Source organism: Helicobacter winghamensis ATCC BAA-430 (assembly GCF_028751035.1).
In the GTDB taxonomy this organism is placed as follows: domain Bacteria; phylum Campylobacterota; class Campylobacteria; order Campylobacterales; family Helicobacteraceae; genus Helicobacter_D; species Helicobacter_D winghamensis.
Genome location: NZ_CP063533.1, coordinates 1,454,748 through 1,473,811 on the forward strand (window position 1 = coordinate 1,454,748; position 19,064 = coordinate 1,473,811).

Annotated in this window: 15 protein-coding genes; all 15 read right to left on the reverse strand. The window is 33.0% G+C overall.

Going from position 1 to position 19,064, the window contains the following annotated elements:
• Positions 1-27: 27 nt before the first annotated feature.
• Positions 28-2,328: a discoidin domain-containing protein gene (locus IP358_RS07500; RefSeq protein WP_101313251.1), complete on the reverse strand. Its 2,301-nt coding sequence runs from the start codon at positions 2,326-2,328 to the stop codon at positions 28-30.
• Positions 2,329-2,389: 61 nt separating this feature from the next.
• The gene (locus IP358_RS07505) at positions 2,390-3,484 is read right to left on the reverse strand and encodes a hypothetical protein (RefSeq protein WP_006803045.1); all 1,095 of its coding nucleotides are present in this window, start codon (positions 3,482-3,484) and stop codon (positions 2,390-2,392) included.
• Entirely contained in the window at positions 3,481-4,494 is a 1,014-nt protein-coding gene (locus tag IP358_RS07510) for a hypothetical protein (protein WP_006803044.1), read from the reverse strand. Before IP358_RS07510 ends, IP358_RS07505 begins: the two co-directional genes overlap by 4 nt.
• The gene (locus IP358_RS07515) at positions 4,482-5,663 is read right to left on the reverse strand and encodes a hypothetical protein (RefSeq protein ID WP_006803043.1); all 1,182 of its coding nucleotides are present in this window, start codon (positions 5,661-5,663) and stop codon (positions 4,482-4,484) included. Before IP358_RS07515 ends, IP358_RS07510 begins: the two co-directional genes overlap by 13 nt.
• Complete coding sequence (locus IP358_RS07520; protein WP_006803042.1) at positions 5,663-7,042, reverse strand: bifunctional cytidylyltransferase/SDR family oxidoreductase; 1,380 nt, start codon at positions 7,040-7,042, stop codon at positions 5,663-5,665. The genes IP358_RS07515 and IP358_RS07520 overlap by 1 nt, the downstream gene beginning before the upstream one ends.
• Positions 7,043-7,068: 26 nt before the next feature.
• On the reverse strand, positions 7,069-8,724 hold the full coding sequence (locus tag IP358_RS07525; RefSeq protein WP_006803041.1) for a polysaccharide biosynthesis/export family protein: 1,656 nt from the start codon (positions 8,722-8,724) through the stop codon (positions 7,069-7,071).
• A 1-nt stretch (position 8,725) separates the two neighbouring features.
• Positions 8,726-9,841: a capsule polysaccharide transporter gene (locus tag IP358_RS07530; RefSeq protein WP_006803040.1), complete on the reverse strand. Its 1,116-nt coding sequence runs from the start codon at positions 9,839-9,841 to the stop codon at positions 8,726-8,728.
• On the reverse strand, positions 9,831-10,502 hold the full coding sequence (locus IP358_RS07535) for an ABC transporter ATP-binding protein (protein ID WP_006803039.1): 672 nt from the start codon (positions 10,500-10,502) through the stop codon (positions 9,831-9,833). Before IP358_RS07535 ends, IP358_RS07530 begins: the two co-directional genes overlap by 11 nt.
• A complete protein-coding gene (gene kpsM, locus IP358_RS07540; RefSeq protein WP_006803038.1) occupies positions 10,499-11,275 on the reverse strand; it encodes a capsule polysaccharide transporter KpsM in 777 nt (258 codons plus the stop codon). Before kpsM ends, IP358_RS07535 begins: the two co-directional genes overlap by 4 nt.
• 77 nt (positions 11,276-11,352) lie before the next feature.
• Positions 11,353-11,706 (reverse strand): hypothetical protein, encoded by a 354-nt coding sequence (locus tag IP358_RS07545; RefSeq protein ID WP_006803037.1) that lies wholly within the window; start codon positions 11,704-11,706, stop codon positions 11,353-11,355.
• Entirely contained in the window at positions 11,703-13,076 is a 1,374-nt protein-coding gene (locus IP358_RS07550) for a cytochrome P450 (RefSeq protein ID WP_006803036.1), read from the reverse strand. The genes IP358_RS07545 and IP358_RS07550 overlap by 4 nt, the downstream gene beginning before the upstream one ends.
• An 11-nt stretch (positions 13,077-13,087) precedes the next feature.
• Complete coding sequence (locus tag IP358_RS07555) at positions 13,088-14,227, reverse strand: hypothetical protein (RefSeq protein ID WP_006803035.1); 1,140 nt, start codon at positions 14,225-14,227, stop codon at positions 13,088-13,090.
• A 135-nt stretch (positions 14,228-14,362) separates the two neighbouring features.
• A complete protein-coding gene (gene trpF, locus IP358_RS07560) occupies positions 14,363-15,862 on the reverse strand; it encodes a bifunctional indole-3-glycerol phosphate synthase/phosphoribosylanthranilate isomerase (RefSeq protein ID WP_006803034.1) in 1,500 nt (499 codons plus the stop codon).
• Positions 15,862-17,481, reverse strand: a complete 1,620-nt coding sequence (locus IP358_RS07565) for a bifunctional anthranilate synthase component II/anthranilate phosphoribosyltransferase (protein ID WP_006803033.1) — start codon at positions 17,479-17,481, stop codon at positions 15,862-15,864. The genes trpF and IP358_RS07565 overlap by 1 nt, the downstream gene beginning before the upstream one ends.
• Positions 17,478-18,983 (reverse strand): anthranilate synthase component I family protein, encoded by a 1,506-nt coding sequence (locus IP358_RS07570; protein WP_006803032.1) that lies wholly within the window; start codon positions 18,981-18,983, stop codon positions 17,478-17,480. The genes IP358_RS07565 and IP358_RS07570 overlap by 4 nt, the downstream gene beginning before the upstream one ends.
• Positions 18,984-19,064: the final 81 nt, after the last annotated feature.

Consider the following 19,064-nt stretch of genomic DNA (forward strand, 5'->3'; position numbering starts at 1 on the left):
ACATTATTATATCATAACTAATGTTCGTCACCTATTTCTAATCGTTCCTAGCTCAAACAAAAACTTGATATATCCTCCCCTCCACCAAGTCCTATTTGCTTCAATCAAAGCCTCTCCAAGCCTATAAGAAAGATGATTTTTATATTTCAATGCTTCTTTATAATCCGCATAAGATTCTAAAGGAGGCAATTTCAAAGAAGGATTTTTTTTAATTTTTTCTTGATAAGCTTTTTTTTCTTGTTTGTATTTATAAACAATACATAATAATTCATAGGGCATTCTCATATAACCAGATAGAGATTTAGAGTTTAGTATCATTTCTTGTCCTAATCTGTAGGAAAGCTGATTTTGGATTCTAACTTTAGCAGAAGGTGTGCTATTTTTATGAGAAGATTTGGCTTTAGAGAATTGTTCTAGTTTAGTCAGAGAAAGCTGTTTTGGATCTTTTGCCTGTTTCATTGGTTTTGACAATAAAGCCTTGATATCTTTTTGATAAGATAAAAATTGTTGATTGTCAGGCTCTGCTTTTAAAGAATCATCAATAAATTTCAAAGCATCATCTAAATGCTTTCTACAAACAGAGATTTTTGCTGCCATATAGCTGATATAGGGATATTTCGCACTAGCAAACTTTAAATACCTATCCCTCAAAGGATCATAAATAGGAAAAGCCCATTTATTCATCACATTATGTAATCCCCAAATCGCTTCAAAAAAATGCTCTCTATTTAGACACTCTGTTTTCAAATAAACATCTGCTGTTTTTAAATCCCTTTTTGCAAATAGCAAATCTACCATAGCAACTCTATAAAAATCATTTTCAGAATCTTCCTGCATCGCCTTAGATAACCATTGATATGCAACATCAAGCGGCTTATTAAGCTTTTTTGCAAAAGCATAAAGTCTATAATAACAATACGCTCTATGTAAATTTCCAATCTCTAAGCAATGAATATTCTTTTGAATAATATTATAAAGTTCTTCATCGCTATAAATATCATAAAACGAACAAACAAGTTCTCTCCCAGCAATCATACTTGCCGTATTTGAAAATACAGAAGAACCCGTAGAATAAATTTTTTTTGCCTTGCTTAAAAAATTCATATCAAAAAATGCTCTTTCTTGATTTGTATAATTGTAACGCCCTTCAATAAGAGAATCCACTGAATAAATTTGAATATCTTTATTAGGTTTAATCTGATTTAAATAATCTTCTAAAATCCGATTAGACTTGAAATCTTGCCCAATAATAACGATATGATTTCTCTCCCACTCCATCTTTGCAATCTCAATTGCAACCTCATAGGGAAAATGCTTAGTATGCATCCATAATTCTGGTGCGATTCTAAATTCTCCAAGAACCACTTCCCCCCCCCTTAAATGCATTATCACAAAATCATTAGCAATAATGTCACTACAAATATATTCCACTTCTTGAATCATTTGCGCACACCTATCTGACCACTGAATACTTTCGTAGCATTTTTTTAAATCTTTTAAAGCCTCTTCTGGCACAAGATCACGCATACATTTATGAGGACCCACTTTGCCTGTAAAGGCACCCCATTTATGTCTTAGAAAGCTACTCTTAGAATCTTTAAAAGATAGATTCACAATATCATTTCCATGGGAGCGATATTTTGAAGAAATCAGATGTTTCTGCAAAAATTCTTTTGAAAAAATCTTCTCTGCCATCAATATCTGATTGCAAAAAGATACACCTTCTTGGCCTTTGACATCACATCTGCCATCATCGTTTGTTCCATTTAACCACGAAAAAACAAACTTAAACTCTCCCCCAAGCTTCTCTGCAACATACATTGCGCTTATAATTGTGGCAAGTCGCATTCCAAGACCATCCAAACGACTCCCAGCAATATAGTGATACCTTCTTTGCAAAACCTCAACCCTTCTTAATACCAAATGCCCCCTAGTGTTTAAAGAAATTTTGATATATCTAGCCTTTAAGGATTGCAACACATTAATCTCTAAAACTTCTAAATCCGTCCATTCAAATAAACTTAAATCAAGATTAATCCAATTTGCTTTATCCAAAGAGCATTCAACTTTTAAATTTTTATTGATTTTTTGATGTTTTAACTCTTTTCGATTTGTAATCCTTATACAATCAATCGCATAAACACCCTCTAAATCCACCATCCAAAAAGGATTATTCTCCATTCCCGTATGAAAAGCAAAATTTACATCTTCCAAACTAGCATCAATTGCCCGATTTGCATCATCAATATGCGACCATTTACTCACAGAACTCTGAATAGCCTTTTTGCTTTCTGTTAAATCCACTACATCTTCTTCTTTCCAAATCATAATCAACCTTTCTTAATTTTATAAAAACAAACATTTACACAACAAATCTATTGCTACACTTTTACTCCCTAGTTACAAAATCCACCAACCAATCTACTCTCTTGTGCTTTGGCATATCTTTAAGTTCTTCAAAAGAATAACTAATATAAAAATCTCTAATCTGCTCAAGATTTTCTACAAGCCCAAAATCGCCACTTTCTTTTACTGCAATTTGGTTATAATAGTCTTGCAAGAGAAAATCTTTAGGAATTACATTTTCTGCTTGATTTATAAAAATATTTGTTTGTATCAATTTATTTAAAAGCTGAATTTCCATAGCAGAAACATCAACAAATGCTCTATAAATGCGATAGGTTGTTTCAGTTGCTTTAATAGCTCCTCTATTGAATAGTTTCGCCAAAAATCCCTTATGCTTATATCCTAGAATATTTACCTGTAAAGCATTTTTTCTTAAAAGACTTATACCTTGCTCCAAATACTGCCTATATTTCTTATCTCTATGTCCCGTATTTGGATGTGGCTGAATAAGAACTTTTTCCAACCCGCCAATTTTTGCATACTGAGCAATCTTTTTAAAGGCATACAAATCCGCACTAAGACTGCTATACTGCTCCGCTTTGATTCCGCCCTCCCAAGTTGGCGCATAAAGAATATAAGCCCCCTCCTTTTGATAAGCTTTTTTATAAGGATTGCCACCAATAAAAGTATCTCCCATCTTCAAAACTCTATATCGACAGACATCATCCTGTGTAAAAATTTTATACTGTAAATACCTTCTTACCCCAACATCCCCAGCGCAAATAATGTAATCATAAATCCTTATAATAGGCTTTATACTTGCAAGCTTATTACTTTCTCCATGCGTAACAAAAATATGTTTAGCATTTCTAAAAGTCAAGATTCTGCAATTTGATTGTGCGTTAAAAAGATAGAAGACAACCTTATATTTGCTCATATCTAATCTATTGATATTTAAAAAATATCTATGTGGGATTTCATATTTTTCTAATGCCTGCTTATAATACAAAAAAGATTCCTTATAGCTTTTAAAAACCACTTCCGTATTATCTCTGCTAAACACACCTTCTTTAAAATAACTAATAAGTTGCCTAATTGCACCTTTAACTTTACTATCTATGTAAATAGCACTCATCATTCTATCGCCCTTAAAAGCTTCTCAAAAGTATTATTAAGAATATAAGATTTGCCAATCCAATATTCTGCAAAAGCTTCTCTTTCTTGCTTTTTAAAATCTCCTTCATTTAAAAACATTTCAAATCTATTTAAATCTGAAAAAAGATACAACCCATCTAAAGAAACATATTTATCCTTTAAAAAATCCTGCATAAAAGCTTCATTTGGAATGTAAGTATAAATAGGAGCATTAAGCATTAAAAATTTCTCTATATATGTGCGCAAATCACACACCAATCCTTGGCAACCAGCAAATATTGCATTCTCCATTTTGCGATGCACTCTACACTTGATAGCATTTATGGCAAGTAATCCATCAAGTTTTCTATAAAAAGCCTTTAAAGCATAAGTTTTTTTAGAAGTTATTATAAAATCAACAGAGAGTTGATGATTAAAAGCATATTTTATGATGGTTTGCATAATCACAAAAGACATTAAGCTCTCAAAATTAGACAGCACACACACTAGATTATCTTTCTTTTTTACGCTATATAAATCAAGCAATTGCGGTTTACCAATCTTCATCACTTCCATTGTCGATAAACCTTCTATTTGGGACATCTTTTCAACTCCAGCTTGAGATGGTAGCCAAATTGCATCATAAGCCCTAATTACCTTTGATAAGGCAGAATCCCTAATAGAGTTCTCGCTCCCGATAAAGATATGCTTAAATCTAGAAAAATTTAACAAGTGAATATTTTTTGGATGATGTGATAAATAAAAAATTGCTTTTAAATTTTTAAATTTAAATATATTATCCTCAACCTCTACCACACTTGGCGCGCAAATGATATGGCATAACTCAAAGTGACTCTTCAATTTGTCATACAAAATTCTATCACGAACCAAAATACTAAATTTTACATTTATTTCTAAAAAGATTGGAATCCAATAGGACAAATGATTATATCCCACTTTTGCATTCTCTCCACTTTGAAGCAATACTATAGAATCATAAACTACTCTAGACATATATCCTCCCCAAACTGTTTTAGATGTCCAATAAAAGCATTGTTGAGCGTCTCTTCTTTCCCTAAGATATATTCTTGTGCTTCAAGTCTTCCTTTTGCTAAAAAATCATTCCCCTCTAATACATTTTTAATGCTATCATACAATTCACTAGGCGAAGAAAACAAATAGCAATACTTCTCATAAGGCATATTACTCTGTGCAATTTTAATCTCTTTTTCTTTGGGAATATACAAGAAAATAGGGGCATTTGCTGCCAAACATTCAGTAACTACACCAGAAATATCGCAAATAAAGAGATTTGTTTTTTTGATTAATTCACTCACATTAGTCTCTACAGGCTTAATCTCTGCTAAATTCTCTTTTTGTAGCTCTTTATCAAAATATATAAATTTCTTTTCTCCATTTCCCATATGGGGATGAAATTTAACAGACAACTCAAAAGGCAAGGGCTTTATTTTAACTAGATTATCTCTTAGCAATTCCAAAGAGGAGTAATCCTGCTCCTTATATAGTCCCTCCCAAGTAGGAAGATACAATAGTCTTAAATCCCCTCCAAATCTTTCTCTCCATCCTAAATCTATCTCATCAAAAACTTCTTTAAGAGTTGGACGCCCAACTTTAACAAACTGCAAGCCATTCAAAGAAAATCCAGCATTTAAAAATCTATCTCTATGAGCATCTCCGGCAATCCAATTCTCATCATACACTCTAAAGAATTTTCGAAAACTCGACGCTTTATCACTATCTCCATGCCCAATAAAAATATGCTTAATTCGAGTCTGATAAAGAAGGCTCATATTATTACCTGTGTTTGAAGGATAAAAACAAGCCCTAATCCCAGAAAACACATTAAAAAATTCATCTACTTCTTTTTTTGTTTTTGCATAAACAATATTTGCCTGTGGATACTTTTCAACCATTAACTCAAATACTTCCAATTTTCTAACAAGGATTACAAATTTTACCTTAGATTCTTCAAAATAAGGATACCAAAGGTTAAGATGAACTAAAGCCGTATATGCAATTTCACCCGTATGCAAAACTACTCTAAAATCAGTATAAAAAACCCTACAAGCCGAATTTGGAACGCGACCATTATTTTTAAGATTTAAAAACATATCCTTAAAAAATAATCTAGGGGTTTTAATTAGCTTGGATAATTTACTCATTATTTTTCCAAATTTACCTCTACAATTTGTCCAGTAAAATCAGACAACAAGGTGTTAATTGCAACATAAGCAACATCTTTTGGATCCAACAAGGTATCAGGATTCTCTTTTCCAAAGTTAGCTGTACGCATAGGCGTTAAAGTCCTCTGAGGGCTAATACAATTTACCCTCACTTGATTAACACTTTTAAACTCTTCCGCCAATGCTTGTGTTAAATTAACAATTGCTGCTTTTGAAGAGCTATATAAGGAATAACCGGATCTTCCTCTTGTATAAGAGCTTGAAGCAAAATTTAAAAGTTGCCCCGAAGTCTTTTCCAAATATGGGAGCGATGCTTTAGCAACATTTATTGCCCCAAGATAATTAATATTGATAGTGTCTAAAATATCGCCATAACTCATAAATTCCAAATGTGACTTTATCAAAATAGAAGCTGTATTTACAACAAAGTCTATTGAACCATATTTTTGATAAACACTATCCAAATCTCTCTCAACATCAGACAACAAAGCAATATTTGTATTGGTAGCTGTTCTACTAAAAACTTCTACTTTAGCACCATAAAGTTTAGTCAAATTTACAATATTTAAACCTATACCAGATGCTCCACCGAACACCACAACAACTTTATCCTTAAGATTTTCTTGATAGTATTTTTCACTATGTATAAAATCGTTTCTTATATTTCTGAGTTGAAAGATCTTATCCGCAATGCTTATATCGCATGGATATGTGATTTTAATATTTTCCAAACTACCCATCACTACATGAATTTTTTCATCAGGCAAATACTTTTTAACAATTCCACAATCATCAGTTGAAACAAAATCAGAATCTTTATCCGCTATTAAATAAGCCCGTCTAATCGTTTCCAATTTGAAAGCTTGCGGTGTTTGCCCTTGCATCATAAATTGCCTCTGTGGAATACTAGTTATAAAACCATCTTTTACTTCAATGATAGTGTCAGTGGAAGGTATCGCAACATCTACCGCATTACAATATTGCAAAGATTCTATAATATCATCAATAATTCTGTTATCAACAAATGGGCGAACCGCATCATGAAATATCAAATTAATTTCTTTCTCATTTTCATAGGACAATATAGCGCTTAATGAAGAATCCCGCCTTTCTTCGCCCCCAAAAATAATCTTTTTAACTTTAGAAAATTTATTCTTAGCAACAATTTCTTCTATTCTATTCTTCCAATCTTTCTTAATAACAATACAAATCTCATTAATATTCTTATGCTCAGAAAAAACTTCTATCGTATGCTCAATAATAGTCTTCCCAGCTAATTTTACAAATTGCTTTGGAATATCAAGACCAAATCTATTTCCCATTCCACCTGCTAAAATTACAGCAACATTCTTTCTCAATGCAAACCTTTCCAATAAAATATCTTCTACAAATTTAACACAACATTTGTTGCAATTGCAATTTGGTATAAAATCTGTGTCAGCATACCAAAAATCTGCAGATTTTGTGTATCTACTTTTGGAAGCACCAAAATAGAATCTCCAGCTTTAATATCAGCAGAATTCCATCTACCATTATATTTGCTAGCTTTTCCACTATTATTAATAACTAAAACTCTTCCAACATCCGCTCTCTTGCTATAACCACCTGCTAAATCTATATAATATTTTAAATCTTTCTTATCCAAATAAACAAAAGCTCCAGGTATTGATACCTCCCCTTGCACAATTACTAAATTATTTTTATTTGGGACATTAACAACATCACCATCTTCAAGAACCACAGATGCATATGCCCTAACATCGTCAATAACAATTTGTCCTTTAGGTTGAGCTTGCTTTGCGCGTTCAATAAACTCTAAAATCGTTTTTGCTTGTGTTGCTCTAATAGCCGCTTGCTCTGCATTTACAGATGAGCTTGTAAGAGCTAAAGTTTCAAGCTCTTTAAGCTGCGCATTAATAAGCTCCTTTTGCATTAAAGCTACACTTTTTCTAAACACCTGCAACGCGTTAATATCAGATTGATTGTTAGTTGCAATCATTTTTACAACATCTGCTAGAGTTGTTCCCTTCCTTACTACAATAGAGCGCAAGCCATTATGCTCTCCTTCAATATTAATATTAATATTTTCCGCCACATAATCTGGTCTAAATTCTATTTCATCTCCAGCATAAAGTTTCACACTTCCAAATTGTTTCTTATCATAAGCATCAACAACAAGTTGTCTATCTTGTCTATGGCTTCTAACCACTGCATTTGTAACAATGGGCTTAACGCCGGATACTCTAGCAATATCAAACAAGCTTTGAATATCTTTTCCTAATTCAAATCTAAAGGGCTTTTGCACATCACCCTTAACAAACACATAATCTTGCACACTGCCTACCAAAATCACATCACCCATTCTAAAAGGAAAAAGCTCAATTCTACCCTCTAACAAAAAATCATACAAATCTACATATTTTATAACTTTATTATTGCGCAAAATTTGTATATCTCTAAAGCTCCCATATTCTAAATTAATACCAGCTGCTTTATCAATATATTGTATGATGGAATCCGAACTCAATCCTTGATAAAGACCGGGCTTATTGACATTTCCAGTAACAAATACAGAAATGTTTTGATAAATATCCAAATCCGCATACACAAAGACATTATTTTTATAAACTTTATTGATTGCTTTTGTAATAACTTTTACTAATGCGCTATTTTTAACACCCAGCAAATTAATTGCGCCAACCATTGGAATAAATATATTTCCTTGAGAATCCACCACTAAAGTGCTAGAAAATTCAGTTGCACCCCAAATTTTGACATTAATTCTATCTCCAACTGCAAGTTTATAATCTGGATTATAAATGTGCTGTCTAAATTGTGTAAAATTTCCATTAAATAAATGTTCACCAAAAATCCCAACTAAAGATTCTTCTTTTGTTACTTCTTTGTCTGTAGTATTTTCTGCTTTAGATTCTATTTCAGATTCAACCACATCAATTGTTTGAACTTTTGAAATTTGAGAAACATCTACTGCACCAAACACTAGCAAAGGAAAAATTAGTAGTAATAAAATTCTTTTCATTTTAATATCTATGCTCCTCTATAATCATTCTAATAAATTTAACCACCCCAAAAACCAATGAAAAAATCATAAAAGCCGTAAGGATATTATAAATTTTTTCTGGATACTTCGCACTTTGTGGCAAGCTTGGATTTTGTATTACAACCACTTGTTTAATTTTTCTTAAAGCCTCAATTCTTGCTGTTTCATAAGCTTTTAGGGCAGTTGTATAAGCATTTTCCGCAAAAGTAACTTCAATTGAGAGATCCTGAAATTGTGCAGCGAGATCATTCAATCTTTGCGAAGTTTTAGGGGAAGCAACTTTATTTTTTTCCACACGCAACTGCTTCTTTAATGCTTCAATTTCTGATTTGATAGTAACAATTTGTGGGGCACTCTCATTAATATAACTCTGCATCATTAAAAGCTCCGCTTCTTTGGTTGCCATCTTAGCCTCTAAACTCCCTATTAATTGCAACCTTCCCTCTGCCTGTTTTAATGGATCAAAGATTCCATATTTATTCTGAAAAGCTAAGAGATCATCTTTTGCTTTCTGGTATCTCTCTTTAAAACGCAAAAGCTCCTTTTCTGCAAACTCCATTTGTTCTCTAGCTGCCCTATGAGAGATTTCATTAATAAACCTTTCACTCTCTTTAACGATTGTTGTGGCAATAAGATGCGCACTTTGCGCGTCAAAGCCTTCTACATCAACTCTTAAGATACCATCTCCTAAACCATCTTGCAAGATTTTCACGCGATTTTGGTAATACTTCAATAAACCTTCTTGTGTAGATTCCAATGCAACACTATAAAAGAGATCAATTGTTTGCTCTGCATAAAGCTCTCTTATATTAATTTTTTCTTCAAGAATTTTTAGCATATCAAGCGAGTGGATATAAGATTTTAGAAACAAAATATCTTCATTAGATAAAGAACCATTATTGAGCAAAGAAGCTAAACCATTAATTTCTCCTGTGCTTTGTGTCGTTGCCTTTACACTTAAGATACTCTCACTTACATAGCGATCTTCTGCTATAAAAACATAATAAAATGCAACAAAAAGAGTGAGAATAATAACAATTTTAAAGGAATGTAAAATCTCTAAATTTTTAACTCTTTCTAAAAAATTATTTAGCATTAATTTTTCCTTGATACACAGCTATCCCTTCATCTACATCATCATAAACAGTCGCTTTGCCTTCTTGCATAAATACGATTTTATCACACCACTGCTTAATCTCTGATACATTATGAGAAACCATAATCACCTTAGACTTAGACAATCTCTCCTTATAAATCCGATTGCTTTTTTCCTTAAATTTGGGATCTCCAACTGCTCCTGCTTCATCAATTAAATAATAATCAAAATCAAAAGCCATACTCAATCCAAAAGCTATTCTTGCTCCCATTCCAGCAGAATAAGTTTTCATAGGCTCATCAAAAAACTTGCCAATTTCTGCAAACTCTTCTACAAATTCTACCTTTTCCTTTAAAGCTTCCCCTTTATATCCATAAACTCTAGAAATAAAACGCACATTATCTCTTGCAGAAAGACTTCCCTGGAAAGCGCCAGATAAACCTAAGGGCCAAGAAAGCTTTTTATTAATAATAATCCTGCCTCTATCTGGCAACAAAGAACCACTAAGAAGTTTCATTAATGTAGATTTTCCTGCTCCATTTCTCCCCATTAATCCTATACTACAATTATCAGGAAATTCAAAGGTTAAGTCTCTAAAAACATAATGCCTACCACCTTGTGTGAGAGAATAAGATTTTGTAAGATTTAATAATTTTATCATCTTGTGGCAATCAACTTTTCTCTAGTAAAATAATAAAAAAATAGCCCCAAAAAAAGAATAGCAACCAAACAAATAAGTGGATAATAGTAGTTGTAATTATCTAACAAAGGATAATTTACAAAGAAATTATATTTTAAAAGCTCCATAATATGCAATAAAGGATTGTAATAAAAATACTCAAGAATAGGCTTTGGGATAATCCAAGCAGGAATCACAACAAAAGAGGTCCAATATAAAATTGCATTAATATACCCAAAAAGCTTTTGAATTGGTTCAGAAAAATACCCAGCTATCGCAAAACACATCCCCATTGAAAAACCAAATAAAACCAACATTACAAAAGAAAACATAACCTCTAACATATGCTGCGGAATCACATGCATATGAAAAAACCAGCCCGCCAAAAACATAACACAAACAAAAATCGTCAAATAAATACAAAACTCCAATAATGCCCTAGCAATAAAAACATGGATAGGACGAATAGGCTTATAGGCAAAAAGGGCTAAATTTGCTTGAATTCCACTTAAGATCTGTGTAACTATGCTTCTAAACATAAAAAATGGAATAATCCCGATAACCAAAAACATAAAAATTGAAATCCCATCAGGCATAATTTGATGGCGAAACTCTCTAATTGCAGTAACCAATGAAGCAATCACCAAAATCACCATCATAGGCTCACCAATTACCCAAAAATACCCTAAGTATTTATTGATTCCAAATCTAGTTTTAAGCTCTCTAAAAAAGAGAGCATGCACAACATTAATCATCTACTTCCATTTTCTTTTAATCAAAGTTGCCATTTTACTACACATTATGCTTACAAAACATTAATTAAAACAAAATTTTATAATTGTTTTCCAATTGTCTGTTCTGTAAGTTTTTTTTTAATAACTAGATCTATAATGGGCTGCTCCCTTTTATTTGCTTTCTTGCAATGATCTTTATCAAAAAAATCTGTAATCCTTATAATAACTTTTGCCCATCTTTTATTTCTCTTTCTCCAAGCATGTGAAGATAAAGATTCCCAAGCATAGCCATTAAATAATGTTGCATTTACGAAATGATCAAGAGCTCTTACGCCCTGTCTCACTCTATCTGTCTTTCCAAAAGTCCCTACTATAACAATAAAAAGATAACTAACAACCGCCAAAGGCACAATTGCACACAGCAAAATTGTGCCTGCTAACTTTTCTCTCATTGATTTCTCTTGATAAATTTAATGCGCATTCCATTAGCCGATCTAATAGTCAATCTCCCTACAATATCTGGCACAAAGTTTTCTTCTAATTCTAATTTATATTTTCTAATAATATTTGCAAGAATCAGCACAGATTCCTGCATAGCAAATCCCTGTCCTATACAAATTCTCTCTCCCATTCCAAAGGGCATATAAGTATCCTTCTTAATATTACTCTTGCTTTCGTGCCTTGTTGGATCAAATTCATGAGGATTTTTCCAAAAACGCTCATGCCTATGGATAAGCCAAGGAGCAACCACAACTCCCGAGCCTTTCTTTACAAGCTTATCTCGCATTTTTCTATCTTCTCTTGTTTCTCTTGCAAAAAAACCAACAGGTGGATAAAGCCTTAATGCCTCTTTAAAAATACTTGCTACATAATGCATTTCTTTGATATGTTCTATCTCAAAAACTCCATCACCTGCAACCCTAATAATTTCTTTATAAGCTTTTTCTTGCTCATTAGGAGCTATGCTTAAAATATAAAGAGTCCAAGTTAAAGAGCTTGCAGTTGTCTCATGCCCTGCCAAAAAAAGCATAGAAACTTGATCTAAAATCTCCTCAAATGTAAATCTTTGATGAGTTTCTGCATCAACAACTTGCAATAAAGAAGATAAAATATCCTCATACTTCCCTAAATCACTTTGTGCATTATGATATCTAGGAGCGATAATATCAGACAAAACTTTGCGAATCACAGAGGCAGCTTTTAGTCTTTTATTTTCCCCTAAAAGCCTAGAAAGCCATTTAGGAAAGCAAAACATTGTTCTTAATGCCGTCTTAGTTGTCTCCTCTTGCACGGTCCCAAATGCTTCCAAAACGAGTTTGCCCTTTGCTTCATCTAACTTAGAGGACATAATTGTTCTAAAAATTACATCAGCTGTTACAAAAGTCATAATTGCATCCACTTCAATAACTGCACCATTTTGACAACTTGCAAGCTTTCTCATCATATCATCTGTAGCATCGCGCATAAGATTGAAAACTTTAGAAATTCTTGTCATCTCAAAAGAAGGTCTTAAAAGTTCCCTTTGCTTTTTCCACATCTTATCATTAGTCGTGAAAATACTCATTCCTAAAAGAGGCTCTAAAAGCTCGTGTAAAAGCTGACTTTTAGGAAAGTTTTTCACATCATCTACCATAACATGCCTAACTTCCTTTGGATCATTAACAACATACAAATCAAATCCGGGCATTTTAACCCTGCCCATCATCATTTTATAACTGCGCTCATACAATCCATCTAACCAAGATCTTCTTTTAAACAAAAAAGTTGCAAATGTCGAAGCTTTAGTTTTATAAGGTTTTGGATGAAATGGACACACTCCCATAGGCAACTCCTTTATTGTATTTTATTCTCAAGCATTAAATTTCCAATCACAAAATCAAAAAAATCATATTGCCCTTTGATTTGCGTGGCAAATAGATATAAAAAATGCGCTTTGTATTTATCCCTTTTGATGCTTTTATATTCTCTTGGCTTATAAAGCGTATGAAATCTAGCAGATAAATATTTTGGAGTAAATTTGGCATTAATTCCGCTTGTTTTTAGAAAATCAACTTGCGGAAAACAAGCTCCATCAATAATAGAAGTGAAATCATACCAAATAATCTTTCTTTGAGCGATAAATTCTAAATCTTTTTTAAAAATTCTTGCTTCCTTATGAAAGCTTACTAAAGGAATACATTCCCCCAATGTTAGAATCTTTAACTTTGAATAATCAAGCTTTGCTTTTTCGCACTTTCTAAAAACTTCTGCCAACACACAAACACTAAGCATTGTGCCCACGCTATGCGCAATAAGAATAGCCTCATATTCTTCATCATTTTGATGTTCTTGTAACTGCTTCAAAATCTTTTCACTAAAGGAATCAATTTTATCTTTAAGTAAGGTTTGTCTATAACTTTCCCATTTGGAGCTAAATGCACAAATTCTTGCAATCCAAAATATTGCAAGCTTTTTGCCAACCCTAAACATTAATTGTGGTAAATAAAACAAAATCAATACACCTAAGGCAACCCCCAACAAAAAATGAAATTTCTCCCAAAAATAGAACAAACCCCCAAATGCAAAAAATAAAGTCAATATCACGCTAAAAAGCACATAAAAAAATGGATAAAACCCTGTAATAAGCTGATAAAAAGATTCCTTTCCAAACTTAATAAAAAATCCTGTAATAACATAAAATCTAAAAAAAACAAAACAATCTAACAAAGTATCTTTAATGCTATCTGACCAATTCTCTTTAACAATTTCATTCCAATTTAAAAAAGTATATTTAATCTCTGTCTTTGGTGTTTTAATTTGCCAAAATGGATAACCATCCACACCAATTTGACTTCTTGAAATCTCATAATCATAGGATAGAATCTGATTTTGCAAGGATAAGTTTTTCTTGAAAATAGAATAATAATGCCTATATCCCCTTGGATCATAGCCTGCAATATAAAACACATCTCTTTTAAAACACTCTTTTTTCATAAAAAGCTCTCTTTTAATTACGCAATATCAAAGTATAACTCACTATTACTTTTTATCGCTTTACACAATAAGATTAATCCTTAATTTTTAGATTCCTTAAGTGTCTTGCATCTCTCCTGTAAATATTTTATGCTCCTAAAGATAGTCTTTAAGATTAGAAATTAAAGCTTGTAATTTGTCTTTATCCTTGTTGCCTGCACACTTTTCAATACTGGAATTTATATCTAGCATCTTAGCTCCCATTTGTTTTAGTGTTACGATATTTTGGATTCCAACTCCCCCAGCCACGCACAAATACTGCATTTCTAAAGATTCCAACACACCAATATCAATACATTCTCCACTTCCTCCACCTAATGCACTTTTAGAATCTAGCAACACAAAAGGACTTGATAGCTCATCTAAATCTTCTAAATCTTTCTTAAGCCCCACATTGACGACCGCATAATACGCAAATTCTGCTTCCTTTAAATCCATTCCACCAAAATACTGAGATTTTACTCCATGAAGTTGCAAAGCGTCAATTTTACCACTTTGATAAAACTCCAAAGCCTTTTGCATTTGCTTCACATCATCTTTAATTACTGCAACTTTTAGCACATTTGGATAATCTTTTAGCACATTTAAAATTCCATTTAAATCTTGCACAAAGCGTGGTGATTTTGGCTCCAAGATAAATCCGAGTGCGCCAACTTTTTCTATATTCTCCTGTCTTAATTCATACAAAGCCTTGGCGCACATCTTGGCGTCTTCTGTGTTTGTGATTCCACAAATTTTAACAAATCCTAGTGCGGAATCTAAAAGCTTAAACACATTCTTATAAAAAGCATTAGTGCTCTCTTTCCCTTTTTGCATCGCACTTTTTAGCTTTTTTAATGTTTCTTTAGGATTCTTGCTTCTTACTAAATAACTCCCACACAAAATTCCATCAAAACCCAAATTTCCCACCACAAAACCATCAAAACTACAATTTAACGAAGACTCAAAAATCACCTTAGCATTAGGATTTACACATTTTATGGAATCCAAAAGATTATATGCTCTAATTTTATCAATACCAAAGGTATGCAAATTACGCGAATTTACGCCAATCAAAGATGCATTTAATGGCGCGATAAACTCCACTTCAAAGACATTATGCACTTCAATTAAAGGAGTTAGATTCCATATTTTACACGCATTATAAAGCTCCAAAAGGCGCGCAAATCCACCATTATTCTCATCTAAAAACACAGCGGCAATCAAAAGCACCATATCTGCACCAAAATCATAAGCTTCTTTAATCTGCTCCACTTCTGTAATAAAATCTTTTCTTAGCACGCAAGCACTCTTAAACGCATTTTTTACAACTCTTAAATCCTCTAAATCTCCGTGAAAATAATCTTGCTCACACAGCACAGAAATAGCTAAAGCACCCGCTTGCAAATAAGATTCCGCTAAGACACTAGGCTCTAAAATCTCGCTAATCTTTCCAGCACTCGGACTTGCTCTTTTAATTTCTGCAATCACAAAAATCTGTTCCAAATTCGGCATATTCAAAGGAACATTGCGTGTGGCGTGGCAAATTTTATGTGTTTTTTTCTTTGCTAAAATTTCTTGTAGAATCGTAGGAACTTGTGTTACTCCTAATTCCATTAAAATCCTTTTAAATACATATTACTAATTTTTTGAAAAGACTTTACAACTTCAAAAACAGCACCATCTTTAATAATCTTTTTTGCTCTAAAAAAACCATCTCTAATAGAATCCACCAAATCGCATACATACAATGCAGCTCCCATATTTAAGGCAACCAAATCAAGCTTTGGTGAGTTTAAACCCCTAAAAATATCTTGGCTAATTTCTAAATTCTCACACGCATCGCCACCCTTTAACAAAGAATAAGGCACAAAAGAAAGCCCAACTTCAATAGGATTAAAAATATAAGTTTTAAGCTCTCCTCCTTTAAGCTCAGTTATCTGTGTAGGTGCACACAAGGAAATTTCATCATAACCATCTAGCCCACTAACAACCATTGCACGCTTGATACCTAAAATCTGCAACGCCTTTGCCATAATCTCTGTATAACTTTTCTCAAACACTCCAATGAGTTGATGTGAAATAGGTGCAGGATTACTTAAAGGACCAATAAGATTAAAAGCAGTTTTAAAGCCTAAAGTGCTACGTGCTGGGGCTGCAAAACGCATTGCAGCGTGAAATCTTTGTGCAAATAGAAAAGTTAAATGTAATTCCTCATAAGCTCTTAAAGCGTTTTGAAGCTCCATATTTGCATTAATTCCAAGTGCATTTAGTAAATCTGCTGAACCGCTTTTAGAAGTAATTGCACGATTTCCATGCTTAATGATTCCAAAATTTTCTTCTCTAGCCACAGAAGCCAACAAAAGCGCACAAGTTGTTGAAACATTAAAAGTCTTTACACCGCTTCCTCCAGTGCCTACTAGATCAAAATTTTTCTCAAACTTTCTTTTAGGCGCAAAACGCACCGCTTTTTGCTTTAACACAGAAGCAAATCCTGCTAACTCATAAGAATCTACACCTTTTATCTCAAGACTTGTTAAAATGCTTCCAATCTGCGCATCACTTAGATTTCCCTCTGTGAGTTCATCCATTAAGTTGTAACTTTCTTGAAAATTTAACGACTCTTGTTTAAGTGTCTTTTTTAGGTATTCTTTTATAGGAATAGGTTCTCTTGCATAATGTAAGAAATTTTGGAGCATTTTTATCCCATCTTTTGTGCCTATAGACTCTGGATGAAACTGCAAGCCCACAAGATGATATTGCTTATGCTCTACTGCCATAATCTCCCCATCCTTACTTCTTGCACTCACAATAAAACACTCTGGTATCTCATCTTTTTTGCCTACAAGCGAATGGTAACGCACAATAGGTGTTCTTTGTGGAATATGGCGAAAAATCCCTTTTTCATTATGAATTAGTGGTTCAACTTTTCCGTGAATAATATTCTTAGCATTAACAATCTCCACTCCAAAGGCTGCCAAAATAGCCTGATGTCCTAGACAAATTCCCAAAATAGGATAAATTCCTTTGAAATTTTGCACAATTTCAATATTAAGCTTAGAATCCCTAGGCGACTTAGGACCCGGACCCAAAATAATATAGCTTGGATTTAATGCTTTAATTTCTTCAAGGCTTGTTTTGTCGTAGCGTACAACTTTAATTGGATAACCAAGCGTGCTAAAGGCTTGATAAATGTTAAAGGTAAAGGAATCGTAATTATCAATTAAAAGTATCATTGTTTATTCCCCATAATTGCCTCAACCAAGGATAGCATTTTGTTTTGAGTTTCTTTGTATTCTTCACTTGGGATAGAATCATACACGACGCCAGCACCCGCTTGCAAATAATATACGCCTTTTTGATAGATAGCTGTGCGAATTGTGATTGCAAAATCCATATCACCATTTTTAGAAAAATATCCAATCGCCCCTGCATAGATTCCACGCTTATGAGATTCTAAACTTTCTATGGTTTTTATTGCTTGAATCTTTGGCGCACCACTTACTGTTCCCGCTGGAAATGTGGCAAACAAAGCGTCTGTTTTTTTATGAAGCTTCAAATCCATTTTGCCTTGCACTTCAGAGACTAAGTGCATTACGCGTGCATATTTTTCTATAATTCTCTCCTGTGTTACGCACACGCTATTTGGTAACGCAACTTTACCTATATCATTACGCCCTAAATCAAGCAACATTAAATGCTCAGCATTTTCCTTTATATTATCTTTTAATTCCCCTTCAAGCTTAGAATCTTCTAATGCATTTTTCCCTCTTGGGCGTGTGCCAGCAATTGGACGCGTAGTAAGTAAGGCAAAATTTTCTTCACTATCACTTTGCACCTTAATAAGAACCTCCGGGGAGCTTCCTATAATTTGATATTCTCCAAAATCAAAGTAATACATATAAGGACTAGGATTGCTAGCTCTTAAATTTTCATAAGCCTGCAAAGGGGGTAAATCACTTGTAATTTCAAGGCTTTGACTTGGCACACATTGAAGCAAATTTCCTACATAAATCTCATTTTTTAGCAATTCTACCATTTGTATATAATAAGATTCTTTATTCTTAGGATTTATTGCTGTTTTATATGCCCTATTCTCTTTTTTGGGTATTTCGATGCTTGCTAATTTATCTAATAAATCCTTATTGCATTTTTCTAAATCAAGATTGCACACTTCATTTTCATACACAACATTGACAGCATAAAGCATTTCGTAAAAATGATCAAAAATCACAAACTCTCTCCCAAAAATAAAAGCATTTTCACTTGCTTGATATAATGGAGGATTATGGAATTGCATCTCTTCAATTTCGCTAAAAAACTCATACCCAAAATACCCAACACCTCCTAATGGCAGAGGCAAAAAGCTTAAATCCTCTGAAAAAATTGCCTCACTAACCTGTGGTGCAAGAGCCATAAAAGCCTCTAAAAAATCAAGGAATTTTGGATTTTTTGGCAAAATAAAACTACTGATTTTTTCTAAGGAATTCAGTAGATACTTATTAGAATCTTTTTGTAATAAATATTTAGAATCTTCTTTTATGACTCTAAACGCCTCTTGCGTGATTAAAAGAGAGAATCTCCCCTTACCTGTTGTTAAAAATGCAGATTCTAGTAGCACTGGTGCTTTTAGAGATTCACATACCATTAAGGGCGTGATCTTTGAAGCAGAGATTTTTTGAATTTTAATTTGCGCTTTTGCGCCTTGATTGTTAGATTGTTGTAAAAATGCAAACATTATTAATCTTTTAAAAAATTTGGGTGAAATTATACAAACTTTTTGCTACAATGAAAATTATTTTATCTTAAAGACTTATAA

Excerpts from the sequence above, each read along its gene's own strand:
- IP358_RS07530 (WP_006803040.1), bottom strand. The coding sequence starts at position 9,841 with ATGCTAAATAATTTTTTAGAAAGAGTTAAAAATTTAGAGATTTTACAT.
- IP358_RS07500 (WP_101313251.1), bottom strand. The coding sequence starts at position 2,328 with ATGATTTGGAAAGAAGAAGATGTAGTGGATTTAACAGAAAGCAAAAAG.
- IP358_RS07525 (WP_006803041.1), bottom strand. The coding sequence starts at position 8,724 with ATGAAAAGAATTTTATTACTACTAATTTTTCCTTTGCTAGTGTTTGGT.
- IP358_RS07550 (WP_006803036.1), bottom strand. The coding sequence starts at position 13,076 with ATGGGAGTGTGTCCATTTCATCCAAAACCTTATAAAACTAAAGCTTCG.
- kpsM (WP_006803038.1), bottom strand. The coding sequence starts at position 11,275 with ATGATTAATGTTGTGCATGCTCTCTTTTTTAGAGAGCTTAAAACTAGA.
- IP358_RS07565 (WP_006803033.1), bottom strand. The coding sequence starts at position 17,481 with ATGATACTTTTAATTGATAATTACGATTCCTTTACCTTTAACATTTAT.
- IP358_RS07505 (WP_006803045.1), bottom strand. The coding sequence starts at position 3,484 with ATGATGAGTGCTATTTACATAGATAGTAAAGTTAAAGGTGCAATTAGG.
- IP358_RS07555 (WP_006803035.1), bottom strand. The coding sequence starts at position 14,227 with ATGAAAAAAGAGTGTTTTAAAAGAGATGTGTTTTATATTGCAGGCTAT.
- IP358_RS07535 (WP_006803039.1), bottom strand. The coding sequence starts at position 10,502 with ATGATAAAATTATTAAATCTTACAAAATCTTATTCTCTCACACAAGGT.
- IP358_RS07545 (WP_006803037.1), bottom strand. The coding sequence starts at position 11,706 with ATGAGAGAAAAGTTAGCAGGCACAATTTTGCTGTGTGCAATTGTGCCT.
- IP358_RS07515 (WP_006803043.1), bottom strand. The coding sequence starts at position 5,663 with ATGAGTAAATTATCCAAGCTAATTAAAACCCCTAGATTATTTTTTAAG.
- IP358_RS07570 (WP_006803032.1), bottom strand. The coding sequence starts at position 18,983 with ATGTTTGCATTTTTACAACAATCTAACAATCAAGGCGCAAAAGCGCAA.
- IP358_RS07510 (WP_006803044.1), bottom strand. The coding sequence starts at position 4,494 with ATGTCTAGAGTAGTTTATGATTCTATAGTATTGCTTCAAAGTGGAGAG.
- trpF (WP_006803034.1), bottom strand. The coding sequence starts at position 15,862 with ATGGAATTAGGAGTAACACAAGTTCCTACGATTCTACAAGAAATTTTA.